The organism is Aquincola sp. J276 (assembly GCF_024700035.1).
In the GTDB taxonomy this organism is placed as follows: Bacteria; Pseudomonadota; Gammaproteobacteria; order Burkholderiales; family Burkholderiaceae_C; genus Aquincola; species Aquincola tertiaricarbonis.
Genome location: NZ_JAJONC010000001.1, coordinates 2,904,723 through 2,917,544, shown reverse-complemented (window position 1 = coordinate 2,917,544; position 12,822 = coordinate 2,904,723). Strand labels below are relative to the sequence as shown.

The window sequence follows — 12,822 nt, the reverse complement described above, 5'->3', positions numbered from 1 at the left end:
TCAGCCGGCGGCGCCGAATTCGTCGCCCAGTTCCACGGCGCGCCGCTGCGCCGCCTGCAAGGCCTTGACGAAGGCGGCCTTCACGCCATCCGACTCCAGCGAAGTAAGCGCCGCATGCGTGGTGCCGCCTTTCGACGTGACACGTTCGCGCAGCACCGAAGGCGGCTCGCTGCTCTGCTGCGCCAGCGCGGTGGCGCCTGCGAAGGTGCCCAGCGCCAGCTGCTTGCCTTCCTCGGCGCTGAGGCCCATGGCTTCGGCCGCGGCCATCATGGCCTCCAGCACATAAAACACATAGGCGGGGCCGGAGCCGGACAGCGCGGTGACCGCATCCAGCGCGCTTTCCTCGCCTACCCACAGCATGCGCCCGGTAGGTGCCAGCACCTGCTCCACCTCGGCACGCTGGGCGGCGCTGACGGCCGGCCGCGCAAAGAGGCCGCTCATGCCCTGGCCGATCAGGGCCGGCGTGTTGGGCATGGCGCGCACCACGGCGGGGCTGCCGGTGGCGCTGGCGATGGCGTCGCTGCGGATGCCGGCCATCACCGAGAGCTGCAGCGCCTGGGCCACATGCGCCGCGCTGGGCCGAGCGGCCTCCTTGAACAGCTGTGGCTTGACCGCCCACACCACCATCCGCGCCTCGGCCAGCGCGGCCCCCGGCGCGGGCAGCGTGCGCACGCCGAAGTCGGCCTCCAGCTTGGCGCACTGGGCCTCGCCAGGGTCCACCACCAGGATGGAGGCGGGTGCGCGGCCGGCGCGCACGAGTCCGCCGACGATGGCACTGGCCATGTTGCCGCCGCCGATGAAAGCCACGGTGCCCGGGGAAGAAGTGCTCTGTTCGCTCATGGCGGCGAGTGTAGGTTTGGCCGCTCATGCACAACACGCATAGTTTGCGTCTCCCGCTGGAAGCGCCCCGTGACTACATTGGCTGCACGAAAACATCGTGTGGCCGCGCAACCGCGGCACCGGAGAAGCCATGTCACAAGCTGCCTTGTCCTTTGTCCACCCCACCGCCGACAGCCCCTGGGGCACCTACCTGTCGCAGGTGGACCGCGTGGCGCCGTATCTGGGCCACCTCGCCAAGTGGATCGAAACGCTCAAGCGCCCCAAGCGCACGCTGATCGTCGACATCCCCATCGAGCTGGACAACGGCACCGTCGCCCACTTCGAGGGCTACCGCGTGCAGCACAACCTGTCGCGCGGCCCGGGCAAGGGCGGCGTGCGCTACCACCCCGACGTCACGCTGGAAGAAGTGATGGCGCTGTCGGCCTGGATGACGGTGAAGACCGCTGCGGTGAACCTGCCCTACGGCGGCGCCAAGGGCGGCATCCGCATCGACCCGAAGCAGTACTCGCGCAAGGAGATCGAGCGCGTGACGCGCCGCTACACCAGCGAGATCGGCATCATCATCGGCCCGCAGCAGGACATCCCGGCGCCGGACGTGAACACCAACGGCCAGATCATGGCCTGGATGATGGACACGTATTCGATGAACGTCGGCGGCACCGCCACCGGCGTGGTCACCGGCAAGCCGATCCACCTGGGCGGCTCGCTGGGCCGGGTGAAGTCGACCGGCCGCGGCGTGTTCGTCACCGGCCGTGAGGCCGCCCGCCGCCTGGGCATGAGCCTGGAAGGCGCCCGCGTGGCTGTGCAGGGCTTCGGCAACGTGGGTTCGTCGGCGGCGGAGCTGTTCGCCCAGGCGGGCGCCAAGATCGTCGCGGTGCAGGACCACAGCGGCACCATCTACAACGACAACGGCCTGGACGTGGCCGCGCTCACCGCCGCGGTGAAGGAAACCGGCGGCGTCGCCGGCTTCGCCGGGGCCGAGCGCATGAACGCGGAAGAGTTCTGGGACGTGCGCTGCGACATCCTCGTGCCCGCCGCGCTGGAAGGCGTGATCACCGCCGAGCGCGCCCAGCGCATCACCGCCAAGCTGGTGCTGGAAGGCGCCAACGGCCCGACCGTGCCGACGGCCGACGACATCCTGGCCGACCGCGGCGTGCTGGTGGTGCCGGACGTGATCTGCAATGCCGGCGGCGTGACCGTCAGCTATTTCGAGTGGGTGCAGGACTTCTCCAGCTTCTTCTGGAGCGAGGACGAGATCAACGTGCGCCTGGACAAGATCATGGTCGACGCGCTGTGCAAGATCTGGGACACGGCCGACAAGCACAAGATCACGCTGCGTACCGCCACCTTTGCCGTGGCCTGCGAGCGCATCCTGACGGCGCGCGAGGAGCGCGGCCTGTACCCCGACCCCCCGCGTCAACCCCTGCGGTGCGGCAGGGGCGGCGCGTCTACCATGCGGGCCCTTCGAGGCCCGCTTTTCATTCGCCCATGCAACGCCGTACCGTCCTGCCCGCCCTGCTCGCCACCGCCGCCGCCGTGCTGGCCCTGGCCCAACCCGCCGCCGCGCAGCCGCAATGGCCGAGCAGGCCAGTGCACATCGTGGTGCCGGCGCCCGCGGGCAGCTCGCTGGACATCATCGCCCGGCTGCTGGGCGAGAAGCTCAAGGACCGCTGGGGCCAGCCCATGGTGGTGGACAACAAGCCCGGCGCCGGCGGCATGCTGGGCGTGGACGTGGCGGCCAAGGCGCCGGCCGATGGCCACACCATCGCCATCGGCTTCAACGGCCCCATCGCCTTCGCGCCCTTCATGTACCGCAAGATGCCGTACGACCCGGCGAAAGACCTGGTGCCGGTGGTGATGACCACCTCCCAGCCCAACGTGCTGGCGGTCAATGCCAACCTGCCGGTCAAGACGACGCAGGAGTTCCTGGCCTGGGTGAAGCAGCAGGGCGGCAAGATGAACTACTCGTCGCTGGGCATGGGCAGCTCCAGCCACCTGACGATGGAACTGCTGCTGGCGCAGACCGGCCTGAACGGCACCCACGTGCCCTACAACGGCTCGCCACCGGCCGCGCTGGCCGTGGCGCAAGGCGATACCGATGCCACGTTCACCACCGCGCCGGCACTGCTCAACCACGTGAAGGCCGGCAAGGTGCGGCTGCTGGCGGTGAGCGCCGCGCAGGTGCCCGAGAGCCTGAAGGGCCTGCCCACGCTGGCCGACGGCGGCGTCAAGGGCGTGGAATCGCTGGCGTGGAACGGCCTCTTCGTGGCCGCCGGCACGCCCGAGGCGGTGGTGCAGAAGATCAATGCCGACGTGAACGCCGCGCTCACCGATGCGCAGCTGAAGACGGTGATGGACAACCAGGGCCTGACCATCGTCGGCGGCACCCAGGCGGACTTCCGCAAGGTGGTGGACAGCGACATGAAGCGCTGGGGCGCCATCATCGAGCGCATCGGCCTGAAGCTGGACTGAGCGCCGGCCGCCAAGCCCCCGCGTCAGCGCGGCCCTCCAGGGGCGGGGGTAGAGTGGGTTGCTTCATGCGACCGCTGCCCCTGCTGATCATCCTGCTGGTGCTCGACCACGTTGCCTTCAACGGCAGCCGCATCGCGGTATCGCTCACCGCCATCTCGCAGGGCGCCACGCCGTTGACCGTGGGGCTGCTGATGGCCTCCTTCGCGCTGCTGCCCGCGTTGCTGGCGGTGCCCGCCGGCCGCTGGATCGACGGCGTTGGCGTGCAAAGGCCGATGATGGTGGGCTCGGTGGGCGTGGGCATCGGCACGCTGCTGCCCTTCCTGCTGCCGCAGATCGCGGCGCTGTACGTGGCCAGCGTGCTGATCGGCATCTCGTTCATGCTGATCAACGTGGCGGCGTACCACGCGGTGGGCGAGCTGAGCACTGCCGACGACCGCACCGCCAACTTCAGCTATGTGGCGCTGGGCTTTTCCACCTCCAGCTTCATCGCGCCGCTGCTCACCGGCGTGGCCATCGACCAGCTGGGCCACCGCACCAGCTTCCTGGTGCTGGCCCTGTTCACCGTGATGCCGGCCCTGGTGCTGGCGCTGGTGGGCCTGCCCGACACGCGCCGCAAGGTGCCCGCGCCGTTGGACAGCGCCACCGGCGAGAAGCCCAGCATGTTCGACCTGTTGCGCAGCCCGCGCATGCGCCATCTCTTCATCGCCATCGCAGTGCTGACGGTGGCCTGGGACATCTACACCTTCGCGATGCCGCTGTACGGCACGCAGATCGGCCTCAGCGCCTCACAGATCGGCATCGTGATGGGCTCCTTCGCGGCGGCCAGCTTCATGGTGCGGCTGGCAATGCCCTTCGTCGCCAGCCACGTGCGGCCCTGGCAGCTCATCACCGCCTCGATGCTGCTGGCCGCCGCCAGCTACGCCGCCATTCCGTTCAGCCACAGCGTGGGCACGCTGATGGCGATCATGTTCGTGCTGGGCGCCAGCCTGGGCGCGCCGCATCCGATGGTGCTCACGCTGCTGCACCATTCGGCACCCGAAGGCCGCGCCGGCGAGGCGGTGGGCCTGCGCACCATGTTCATCAACACCAGCCAGACGGCGATGCCGCTCGTGTTCGGCGTGCTGGGCGCGGCCCTCGGCCTGGCCCCGCTGTTCCTGGCCATGACCGCCGCGCTGCTGGGCGGCGGCGCGCTGGCACGGCGCGTCGCCCGGCAGGAACGCGCCGGCTGACGGAGTGCCCCATATGAGCCTGAAACGGCAAGCCTGCATCGCCGGCGCCTGGGAACACCCCACGCGCAAGGCGCCCGACAAGACGACGGCACAGCTGCATGCCGAGTGTGCCCAGGGCGCGCTGGCCGATGCCGGCCTGTCGCTGGCGGATGTCGATGGCTACTTCTGCGCCGGCGACGCGCCCGGCTTCGGCGTGCTGAGCATGGCCGACTACCTGGGCCTGGACCGCCTGCGGCATGTGGACGGCACCGAGACCGGCGGCTCGTCCTACCTGGTGCATGTGGCCCATGCGGCGCAGGCCATCGCCGCCGGCCACTGCGACGTGGCGCTGATCACGCTGGCAGGCCGGCCGCGCTCCGAGCCGGCGCGTGGCGTCGCCGCCTCGGCCCATCCCGGCGTGCCCGAATTCGCCTTCGAGCAGCATGCCGGCCTCATCACGCTGAACGCCTATGCGCTGGCCGCGGCGCGCCACATGCACGAGTTCGGCACCACCGCCGAGCAGCTGGCCTGGGTGAAGGTGGCCGCCTCCCACCATGCGCAGCACAACCCGCATGCGATGCTGCCGCAGGTGGTGACGGTGGCCGACGTGCTGGCCTCGCCGATGCTGTCGGACCCGCTGCACAAGCTGGATTGCTGCGTGGTCAGCGATGGCGGCGGCGCGCTGGTGGTGGTGCGGCCGGAGATCGCGCGCAGCCTGAAGCGGCCGCTGGTCAACCTGCTGGGCGCGGGCGAATCCATCAAGGGCCAGGGCGGCGGCCGCGTCGACCTCACCCATTCCGGCAGCCTGCTGTCCGGCCGCCAGGCCTTCGAGGAAGCCGGCGTGCGGCCGGCGGACATCCAGTACGCGTCCATCTACGACAGCTTCACCATCACCGTGGTGATGCAGCTGGAAGACCTGGGCTTCTGCGCGCGGGGCCAGGGCGGGCGCTTCGTGGCCGACGGCAACCTGATCTCGGGCGTAGGCCGGTTGCCCTTTAACACCGATGGCGGCGGGCTGTGCAACAACCACCCCGCCAACCGCGGCGGCATCACCAAGGTGATCGAAGCGGTGCGACAGCTGCGCGGCGAAGCGCATCCCGCGGTGCAGGTGCCCGGCTGCACCTTGGCGCTGGCCAATGGCACCGGCGGCCTGCTGGGCACGCGGCACGGCAGTGCCACGCTCATCCTCGAAAGGGCCTGACCGATGACGCTGCCTGCAGCCGACCGCCCGCTGGCCGCGCCGGTGCGCGATGCCTTCACCACGCCCTTCTTCGACGCCGCCAACCAGAGCCGGCTGCTGCTGCGCCGCTGCGAAGCCTGCAGCCAGCCGCACTGGTATCCGCGCCCGGTGTGCCCGCTCTGCGGCAGCGCCCGCACCGCCTGGCAGGAGGCCAGCGGCCGCGGCACCGTCTACAGCGTGACGGTGACGCGCCACGCGCCGGTGCCCTACGCGGTGGCCTACGTGACGCTGGAGGAGGGCCCGACGATGCTGACCAACATCGTGGATGCCGACCTGGACAGCCTGCGCATCGGCATGGCGGTGACGGTGACCTTCAAGCCGGCCGAGGACGGCAGCGCCATCCCGATGTTCCGGCCGGGCTGAGGCCCGTCTGCCGCCCGGCAGGAAGATCCACAGCCACCGGTGCACCGCGCCGGATTAATCGCGGCATTCGCGTTTGCCCGCAGAGGGTTGATGCGGGGACCCGCCTGCGCCCGTTGGCTACAGAATCCGCCGCGCTGTACCCCCACAGTGCCGAAGGAAATCCGCTGGAAACGGCTGATTGGACGGGTTCTGCACCATGATGGATCTTTCCGCCAGCAGATCGCTCGACAAGATCGACACCAACATCCTGCGGGCCTTGCAGGCGGATGGCCGCATGTCCAACCTGCGGCTGGCCGAGGTGGTGCAGCTGTCTCCCACGGCGGTGCTGGAGCGTGTCAAACGGCTGACGCGCGAAGGCTTCATCCTCGGCTACGAGGCGCGGCTGAATCCGCAGCTGCTGGGGGCCGGCCTGCTGATCTTCGTGGAGGTGCTGCTCGACCGCACCGCGCCGCGGCAGCTCGACGCCTTCAAGGCCGAGGTGCTGGCGCGGCCCGAGATCCTGGAATGCCACCTGGTGGCCGGTTCGTTCGACTACCTGCTCAAGACCCGGGTGGCCGACATGGCCGCCTACCGCGACCTCATCAGCTCCGGCATCTGGACGCTGCCCGGCGTGCGTGAAACACGCACCTATGCGGTGATCGAAGAAGTGAAGAGCACCACCTTGCTGCCTGTCTAGACAACCATGAGCGACTACATCCTCGAGACCCGCGACCTCACCAAGGAGTTCAAGGGCTTCACCGCGGTCGATCGCGTCAACCTGCAGGTGCAGCGCGGGCACATCCATGCGCTGATCGGCCCCAACGGCGCCGGCAAGACCACCTGCTTCAACCTGCTGACCAAGTTCCTCACGCCCACGCGCGGCACCATCCTGTTCAACGGCATCGACATCACCGGAGAGCAGTCGGCGCAGATCGCCCGGCGCGGGGTGATCCGCTCGTTCCAGATCTCCGCGGTGTTCCCGCACCTGACGGTGCTGGAGAACGTGCGCATCGGGCTGCAGCGCTTCACCGGCACCTCGTTCCACTTCTGGAAGGGGCTGACCGCGCTGCGGCAGCTGGATGCCAAGGTGCTGGCGCTGCTGGACCTGGTGGACCTGCGCGACATGGCGCAGGCCAAGGCCGCCGACCTGCCCTACGGCCGCAAGCGCGCGCTGGAGATCGCCACCACCATGGCCATGGAGCCCGAACTGATGCTGCTGGACGAACCCACCCAGGGCATGGGCCACGAGGACGTGGACCGCGTGACCCAGCTCATCAAGCGCGTGGCCGAAGGCCGCACCGTGCTGATGGTGGAGCACAACATGCGCGTGGTGGCCAGCATCGCCGACCGCCTGACCGTGCTGGCCCGCGGCGCGGTGCTGGCCGAGGGCAACTACGCCGAGGTGTCCAGGCATCCGGCGGTGCTCGAGGCCTACATGGGCAGCGAGGCGACCGAACTGCAGGGGGCGCATTGATGAGCACCCCCGCCCTGGAGATCAAGGACCTGCACGCCTGGTATGGCGAGAGCCACATCCTGCACGGCATCAGCCTGACGGTGCACAGCGGCCAGGTGGTCACGCTGCTGGGCCGCAACGGCGCCGGCCGAACCACCACGCTGCGGGCCATCATGGGCCTGACGGGCGACCGAAAGGGATCGATCAAGGTGCATGGCACCGAGACCATCAACCTGCCCACGCACCGCATCGCCCACATCGGCATCGGCTACTGCCCGGAGGAGCGCGGCATCTTCGCCGCACTCACCACCGAGGAGAACCTGCGCCTGCCGCCCAAGCTCACCGCCGGCCGCGGCAAGGCGATGACCGAGGCCGAGCTGTATGCGATGTTCCCCAACCTGCAGGAGCGCCGCAGCAGCCCGGGCACGCGGCTGTCGGGCGGTGAGCAGCAGATGCTGGCCGTGGCCCGCATCCTGCGCACCGGCGCCGACATCCTGCTGCTGGACGAGATCTCCGAAGGCCTGGCGCCGGTGATCGTGCAGGCGCTGGCCCGCATGATCACCACGCTCAAGGCCCAGGGCTTCACCATCGTGATGGTGGAGCAGAACTTCCGCTTCGCCGCGCCGCTGGCCGACCACTTCCACGTGATCGAGCATGGGCAGGTCGTCGAATCGTTCCCCGCGTCCCAACTGGCCGAGAAGCAGGCCGTGCTCGACGAGCTGTTGAGCGTGTGATCGCCGTTCCCACCACACATCCACCCATCCCTTCCCTGGAGACGAGCATGACTTCCAACATTCGACGCATCGCGATCGCCGCCGCCGCGGCCTGCGGCTTCACCGGTGCCGTGCAGGCCCAGGTTTCGGGCGACGTGATCAAGATCGGCATCATCACCGACATGTCCAGCGTGTATGCCGACATCGACGGTGCCGGCGGCGTGGAGGCCATCAAGATGGCCATCGCCGACATGAAGGGCGCGGTGGCAGGCAAGAAGATCGAGGTGCTGTACGCCGACCACCAGAACAAGGCCGACGTGGCCGCCAGCAAGGCTCGCGAGTGGATCGACACCCAGGGCCTGGACATGCTGATCGGCGGCACCAACTCGTCCACCAACCTGGCCATGGCCAAGATCGCGGCCGAGAAGAAGAAGCCCTTCATCTCCATCGGCGCGGCCACCGCCCGCCTGACCAACGAGGACTGCACGCCCTACACCATCCACTACGCCTACGACACCGTGGCGCTGGCCAACGGCACCGGCAATGCGGTGGTGAAGTCGGGCGGCAAGAGCTGGTACTTCCTGACGGCCGACTATGCCTTCGGCCACTCGCTGCAGGCGGACACCACGGCGGTGGTGCAGAAGTCCGGCGGCAACGTGGTGGGCAGCGTGCGTGCGCCGCTGGGCGCCAGCGACTTCAGCTCCTTCCTGCTGCAGGCGCAAAGCAGCAAGGCCCAGATCCTGGGCCTGGCCAACGCCGGTGCCGACACCATCAACTCGGTGAAGGCAGCCAACGAGTTCGGCATCACCAAGACGATGAAGCTGGCCGGCCTGCTGATGTTCATCAACGACATCCACTCGCTGGGCCTGAAGGCCACCGAGGGCATGTACCTGACGGACGGCTGGTACTGGAACCAGAACGCCGAGTCGCGCGCCTGGGCCAAGCGCTTTTTCGAGAAGATGAAGCGCATGCCGTCGATGCTGCAGGCCGCCGACTACTCGGCCACCATGCACTACCTGAAGGCGGTGGAGGCCACCAAGACCGACGACGCCGACAAGGTGATCGCGCAGATGAAGGCGACGAAGATCAACGACTTCTTCGCCAAGAACGGCGAGATCGGCCCCGACGGCCGCATGCGCTACGACATGTACCTGATGCAGGTGAAGGCGCAGAAGGACTCCACCGAGCCATGGGACTACTACAAGGTGGTGCAGACCATCCCGGCCGCCGAGGCCTATACCAAGCTGGCCGACAGCAAGTGCCCTCTCGTCAAGAAGTGATCGTCGGCCCCCGAGACGCCTGCGGCGTCGCCCCCCGAGGGGAGCCGGCCGCCTTGGGGCGGCCCGGCGGCGGCCGGGGCGATGCCCCGCTCGACGGGGTTGTGACCAGGACATCCGATGTCGAACCTGTTTGATATTCCGCTGCCGGCCCTGCTCGGCCAACTGCTGCTCGGCCTGGTGAACGGCTCGTTCTACGCGATGCTGTCGCTGGGCCTGGCCGTCATCTTCGGCATGCTCAACATCATCAACTTCGCCCATGGGGCGCTGTACATGATGGGGGCGTTCATCGCGTGGATGGGCCTGGAGTACCTGGGCCTGAACTACTGGATGATGCTGCTGGCGGCGCCGCTGATCGTGGGCGTGCTGGGCATATTGATCGAGCGGCTGCTGCTGCAGTGGCTGTACAAGCTCGACCACCTGTATGGCCTGCTGCTCACCTTCGGCATCACGCTGGTGACCGAAGGCCTGTTCCGCTCGTTCTACGGCGTGTCGGGCAATCCTTATCCGGTGCCCGATGCGCTGCAGGGCGCCACCAACCTGGGCTTCATGGTGCTGCCCAACTACCGCGCCTGGGTGGTGGTGGCCTCGGTGGTGGTGTGCCTGGCGGTGTGGGCGTTGATCGAGAAGACCTCCATCGGCGCCACGCTGCGCGCCGGCACCGAGAACCCCAAGCTGGTGCAGGCCTTCGGCATCAACGTGCCGCGCATGATCACGCTCACCTACGCCGGCGGCGTGGCGCTGGCGGCCTTTGCCGGCGTGCTGGCCGCACCCATCCTGCAGGTGAATGCGCTGATGGGCAGCAACCTCATCATCGTGGTGTTCGCGGTGGTGGTGATCGGCGGCATGGGTTCGATCCTCGGCTCCATCCTCACCGGGCTGGGGCTGGGCGTGATCGAGGGCCTGACCAAGGTGTTCTATCCCGAGGCTTCGGCCACCGTGGTGTTCCTCATCATGGCGGTGGTGCTGCTCATCCGCCCGGCGGGCCTGTTCGGCAAGGAAAAATGAAGTGAGCACAGCCCCTGTGACCTCTCCCACCTCCACCCCCGCGGCTGCGGCCGCGGCCGCCCCGGCGCGCTCGCCGCTGCTGGGCTATGCGCTGCTGTTCGCGGCGGTGGCCCTGCTGCCCTTGCTGGGCGCGTACCCCATCTTCGTGATGAAGGTGATGTGCTACGCCCTCTTCGCCTGTGCCTTCAACCTGCTGATCGGCTTCACCGGGCTGCTGAGCTTCGGGCATGCGGCCTTCCTGGGCGCGGCGGCCTATGGCGCCGGCCATGCGCTCAAGGTATGGGGCCTGCCCACGCTGGCCGGCATCGGCTTCGGCGTGCTGATGGCCGCGCTGGCCGGCCTGGCGTTCGGCTGGCTGGCCATCCGCCGCAGCGGCATCTACTTCTCGATGATCACGCTGGCGCTGTCGCAGATGCTGTTCTTCTTCTTCCTGCAGGCGCCCTTCACCGGCGGGGAAGACGGCCTGCAATCGGTGCCGCGCGGCACGCTGCTGGGCCTGGACCTGACCAGCGACCTGACGCTGTACTATGTGGTGCTGGCCTTCTTCGCCTTCGGCTTCTGGCTGATCTACCGCACGGTCAATTCGCCGTTCGGCCAGGTGCTCACCTCGATCCGCGAGAACGAGGCCCGCGCCACTTCGCTGGGCTATGACGTGGACCGCTTCAAGCTGGTGGCCTTCGTGCTGTCGGCCGCGCTGGCCGGCCTGGCCGGGGCCACCAAGACGCTGGTGCTGGGCTTCGCCACGCTGACCGACGCGGTGTGGACCACCTCCGGCGCCGTCATCCTGATGACGCTGGTGGGCGGCATGGGCACGCTGCTGGGCCCCATCGTCGGGGCGCTGATCATCATCGCGCTGGAGAACAAGATCGGCGACCTGGGCAAGGCCCTGGCCGACCTCACCGGCGTGGCCTGGTTCAACGGCCTGGGCGAATCGGTGAGCCTGGTCACCGGGCTCATCTTCATCATCTGCGTGCTGGCCTTCCGGCGCGGCGTGGTGGGTGAGATCCTGCACCGCTGGCCGCGCAAGCGGCCCTGACGAGACCGCCGCTCAGGCCGTGCCCAGCCGGGCCGGCCCGGGCAATGCCGCCCCCCATCCGTCGGCTGCCGTGGGTGCGGCACAGGTGCGGCACGTACCAGCCGATGGTGGCGCCGATCAGCGCGGAGGTCAGCAGCATGCGCGGCAGGTTCGCCAGCATGGCGGCAGCCCGCTGCGGTGGCAGGATGTAGCCGAACACCTCCACCACCGTCCACTGCAGCAGCATGAACACACCCGCCAGCACCGCGGCCTCCGCCGGGCGCAGCCAGGACGGCGGCGGCCGGTCGGTGGCCACATGGTCGTCGGCCGCCCAGGCGATGGCGATGGTGGCGAAGAAACTCATCAGCAGCCACGGCCAGCGCTCCACCGTCAGGTGCCAGGCACGGGCGAAGGTGCCGGGCGTGGACAGCACCTGCAGCAGGTTGCCCGGCGTCTCGAAGGCATAGCGGAACAGCAGCGAGACGAAGAAGGCTGCCACTGCGGCCAGCGCGCCCGAGACCGCATAGGCCGCCACCGGCCGCCGCTCCCCCGGACGCCGCGTGGCGAAGGCCCACACCGACTTGGGATACACCGCCAGCACGATGGCCAGCGCGTAGATGATGGGCACCATCACCAGCACGCGCAGGTTCAGCGACAGCGGCTCCGGGTCCACGAAGCGGCGCATCGTCAGCGGCACGAACAGCATCGCCAGGAACACGATGCCGGTGACCAGCACGATGTCGTGCGAGCTCAGCGGGCCGCGCACCTCGCCTTCGGCCGACAGCCCCATCTCCTGCAGCGCCATGCGGCGCTGGCCCTGGTTCCAGCCGCGGTGCAGCACGCCGCCGCTGGCGAAATCGCACACCGCTCGCTGCAGCGCCACGATGTCGGCGGCCAGCTTCTTGCGCAGGTGGGCCATCAGCAGCGAGTCGGTGTTGCGGTCCAGCTCGGTGAGCGCGGCGGGGGGTGAGCACCTCGGCCTGCGCCGTCATGCGGCTGCGCAGCTCGGCCAGCACCGCGCGGTGCTCGTCGACGTAGCGCGAATAGCCGCGCGCGCCCTCCCACTGCTGCACATGCGCGAACAGCGCCACGCTGCGCGCCCAGCGGTGGCGCAGGGTGTCGGCCGGTTCGCTCAGCCAGGCCGGATCCACGCCCAGCTCGGCCATCGTGGGCAACAGCCGCGTCAGCAGCTCGGGCGGCGGCTCGTAGCGCGCGCCGGCCAGGTGGGCGCTCAGCTCGCGCACCTCGAACGGG

At 69.1% G+C, this 12,822-nt stretch carries 12 protein-coding genes and 1 pseudogene; 11 read left to right on the top strand and 2 right to left on the bottom strand.

What is annotated here, in order from left to right:
- Window positions 1-840, bottom strand: coding sequence for a pyrroline-5-carboxylate reductase (gene proC, locus LRS14_RS13410; RefSeq protein ID WP_257799863.1), 840 nt, complete (start codon window positions 838-840; stop codon window positions 1-3).
- A 130-nt stretch (window positions 841-970) separates the two neighbouring features.
- Here proC and LRS14_RS13405 point away from each other — a divergent pair.
- The 11 genes and pseudogenes from LRS14_RS13405 to LRS14_RS13355 all read left to right on the top strand — a co-directional run.
- Window positions 971-2,245: pseudogene (locus tag LRS14_RS13405) on the top strand (Glu/Leu/Phe/Val dehydrogenase); the annotation flags it as partial.
- A 278-nt stretch (window positions 2,246-2,523) separates the two neighbouring features.
- Window positions 2,524-3,312 (top strand): tripartite tricarboxylate transporter substrate binding protein, encoded by a 789-nt coding sequence (locus LRS14_RS13400; RefSeq protein ID WP_257799862.1) that lies wholly within the window; start codon window positions 2,524-2,526, stop codon window positions 3,310-3,312.
- 65 nt (window positions 3,313-3,377) lie between these two features.
- Window positions 3,378-4,541 carry an MFS transporter gene (locus LRS14_RS13395; protein WP_257799860.1) on the top strand — a complete coding sequence of 388 codons (1,164 nt, stop codon included), beginning with the start codon at window positions 3,378-3,380 and terminating at the stop codon, window positions 4,539-4,541.
- A gap of 13 nt (window positions 4,542-4,554) precedes the next feature.
- A complete protein-coding gene (locus LRS14_RS13390; protein ID WP_046113213.1) occupies window positions 4,555-5,721 on the top strand; it encodes a thiolase domain-containing protein in 1,167 nt (388 codons plus the stop codon).
- A 3-nt stretch (window positions 5,722-5,724) separates the two neighbouring features.
- Window positions 5,725-6,123 carry a Zn-ribbon domain-containing OB-fold protein gene (locus tag LRS14_RS13385; RefSeq protein WP_257799859.1) on the top strand — a complete coding sequence of 133 codons (399 nt, stop codon included), beginning with the start codon at window positions 5,725-5,727 and terminating at the stop codon, window positions 6,121-6,123.
- A 196-nt stretch (window positions 6,124-6,319) separates the two neighbouring features.
- Complete coding sequence (locus LRS14_RS13380) at window positions 6,320-6,799, top strand: Lrp/AsnC ligand binding domain-containing protein (RefSeq protein ID WP_046113384.1); 480 nt, start codon at window positions 6,320-6,322, stop codon at window positions 6,797-6,799.
- A gap of 6 nt (window positions 6,800-6,805) precedes the next feature.
- Window positions 6,806-7,576 carry an ABC transporter ATP-binding protein gene (locus LRS14_RS13375; RefSeq protein WP_257799858.1) on the top strand — a complete coding sequence of 257 codons (771 nt, stop codon included), beginning with the start codon at window positions 6,806-6,808 and terminating at the stop codon, window positions 7,574-7,576.
- Window positions 7,576-8,289, top strand: coding sequence for an ABC transporter ATP-binding protein (locus LRS14_RS13370; protein ID WP_046113210.1), 714 nt, complete (start codon window positions 7,576-7,578; stop codon window positions 8,287-8,289). Before LRS14_RS13375 ends, LRS14_RS13370 begins: the two co-directional genes overlap by 1 nt.
- 47 nt (window positions 8,290-8,336) lie before the next feature.
- Window positions 8,337-9,548, top strand: a complete 1,212-nt coding sequence (locus LRS14_RS13365) for an ABC transporter substrate-binding protein (RefSeq protein WP_046113209.1) — start codon at window positions 8,337-8,339, stop codon at window positions 9,546-9,548.
- Window positions 9,549-9,665: 117 nt separating this feature from the next.
- On the top strand, window positions 9,666-10,553 hold the full coding sequence (locus tag LRS14_RS13360) for a branched-chain amino acid ABC transporter permease (protein WP_046113208.1): 888 nt from the start codon (window positions 9,666-9,668) through the stop codon (window positions 10,551-10,553).
- Between the two features lie 76 nt (window positions 10,554-10,629).
- Complete coding sequence (locus LRS14_RS13355) at window positions 10,630-11,589, top strand: branched-chain amino acid ABC transporter permease (protein WP_257800475.1); 960 nt, start codon at window positions 10,630-10,632, stop codon at window positions 11,587-11,589.
- Here LRS14_RS13355 and LRS14_RS13350 read toward each other — a convergent pair.
- Entirely contained in the window at window positions 11,516-12,487 is a 972-nt protein-coding gene (locus LRS14_RS13350) for a hypothetical protein (protein WP_257799857.1), read from the bottom strand. The genes LRS14_RS13355 and LRS14_RS13350 overlap by 74 nt on opposite strands.
- Window positions 12,488-12,822: the final 335 nt, after the last annotated feature.

What these genes read in the sequence shown, in the direction of transcription:
- LRS14_RS13395 (WP_257799860.1), top strand. Translation starts at nt 3,378, where the DNA reads ATGCGACCGCTGCCCCTGCTGATCATCCTGCTGGTGCTCGACCACGTT.
- LRS14_RS13350 (WP_257799857.1), bottom strand. Translation starts at nt 12,487, where the DNA reads ATGGCCCACCTGCGCAAGAAGCTGGCCGCCGACATCGTGGCGCTGCAG.
- LRS14_RS13390 (WP_046113213.1), top strand. Translation starts at nt 4,555, where the DNA reads ATGAGCCTGAAACGGCAAGCCTGCATCGCCGGCGCCTGGGAACACCCC.
- LRS14_RS13375 (WP_257799858.1), top strand. Translation starts at nt 6,806, where the DNA reads ATGAGCGACTACATCCTCGAGACCCGCGACCTCACCAAGGAGTTCAAG.
- LRS14_RS13365 (WP_046113209.1), top strand. Translation starts at nt 8,337, where the DNA reads ATGACTTCCAACATTCGACGCATCGCGATCGCCGCCGCCGCGGCCTGC.
- LRS14_RS13400 (WP_257799862.1), top strand. Translation starts at nt 2,524, where the DNA reads ATGGTGGTGGACAACAAGCCCGGCGCCGGCGGCATGCTGGGCGTGGAC.
- proC (WP_257799863.1), bottom strand. Translation starts at nt 840, where the DNA reads ATGAGCGAACAGAGCACTTCTTCCCCGGGCACCGTGGCTTTCATCGGC.
- LRS14_RS13370 (WP_046113210.1), top strand. Translation starts at nt 7,576, where the DNA reads ATGAGCACCCCCGCCCTGGAGATCAAGGACCTGCACGCCTGGTATGGC.
- LRS14_RS13385 (WP_257799859.1), top strand. Translation starts at nt 5,725, where the DNA reads ATGACGCTGCCTGCAGCCGACCGCCCGCTGGCCGCGCCGGTGCGCGAT.
- LRS14_RS13360 (WP_046113208.1), top strand. Translation starts at nt 9,666, where the DNA reads ATGTCGAACCTGTTTGATATTCCGCTGCCGGCCCTGCTCGGCCAACTG.
- LRS14_RS13380 (WP_046113384.1), top strand. Translation starts at nt 6,320, where the DNA reads ATGATGGATCTTTCCGCCAGCAGATCGCTCGACAAGATCGACACCAAC.